The sequence below is a fragment of the Paenibacillus sp. PAMC 26794 genome (assembly GCF_000316035.1).
Taxonomy (GTDB): Bacteria; Bacillota; Bacilli; order Paenibacillales; family Paenibacillaceae; genus Paenibacillus.
In genome coordinates this window covers 1-1,215 of sequence record NZ_ANHX01000083.1, presented here as the reverse complement: position 1 = coordinate 1,215, position 1,215 = coordinate 1, and the positions used below count along the sequence as shown (strand labels likewise).

At 52.9% G+C, this 1,215-nt stretch carries 1 rRNA gene; it reads right to left on the bottom strand.

Annotated features, from left to right (window positions below):
- Positions 1-1,215, bottom strand: a 23S ribosomal RNA gene (locus D829_RS0126980); the annotation flags it as partial.

Sequence of the window (1,215 nt, the reverse complement as noted above, 5' to 3'; positions counted from 1 at the left end):
CAAGCCATAGCTTCGGTGGTGTGTTTAGCCCCGTTACATTTTCGGCGCAGAGTCACTCGACCAGTGAGCTATTACGCACTCTTTCAATGGTGGCTGCTTCTAAGCCAACATCCTGGTTGTCTGTGCAACTCCACATCCTTTTCCACTTAACACACACTTGGGGACCTTAGCTGATGGTCTGGGCTGTTTCCCTTTTGACAATGGATCTTAGCACTCACTGTCTGACTCCCGGAAGTAAGTCTATGGCATTCGGAGTTTGACTGAGCTTGGTAACCCTTGCGGGCCCCGCACCCAATCAGTGCTCTACCTCCACGACTCTGTTTTCCGAGGCTAGCCCTAAAGCTATTTCGGGGAGAACCAGCTATCTCCGAGTTCGATTGGAATTTCTCCGCTACCCCCACCTCATCCCCGCATTTTTCAACATGCGTGGGTTCGGGCCTCCAGTGCGTGTTACCGCACCTTCACCCTGGACAGGGGTAGATCACCCGGTTTCGGGTCTACGTCCACGTACTAATTCGCCCTATTCAGACTCGCTTTCGCTGCGGCTCCGGCTCTTCACCTTAACCTTGCACGGGAACGTAACTCGCCGGTTCATTCTACAAAAGGCACGCCATCACCCCTAAAACGGGCTCTGACTTTTTGTAAGCACACGGTTTCAGGTTCTATTTCACTCCCCTTCCGGGGTGCTTTTCACCTTTCCCTCACGGTACTGCTTCACTATCGGTCGCTAGGAAGTATTTAGCCTTGGCAGATGGTCCTGCCGGATTCATACGGGGTTTCACGTGCCCCGCACTACTCGGGATCCGTCTCGGAGGGAACCAACTTTCAACTACAGGGCTTTTACCTTCTTTGGCGGGCCTTTCCAGACCTCTTCGCTTAACCGGTTCCTTTGTAACTCCATGTGAGACGTCCCACAACCCCAAAGAGCAAGCTCTCTGGTTTGGGCTTCTCCGCGTTCGCTCGCCGCTACTGACGGAATCACTATTGTTTTCTCTTCCTCAGGGTACTTAGATGTTTCAGTTCCCCTGGTATGCCTCTGCACAACCTATGTATTCAGTTATGAGTAACTGGAAATTACCCCAGCTGGGTTTCCCCATTCGGACACCCCCGGATCAAAGCTTGCTTACAGCTCCCCGAGGCAGTTTCGTTGTTCGCCACGTCCTTCATCGGCTCCTAGCGCCTAGGCATCCTCCGTGTGCTCTTAGTAGCTTAACC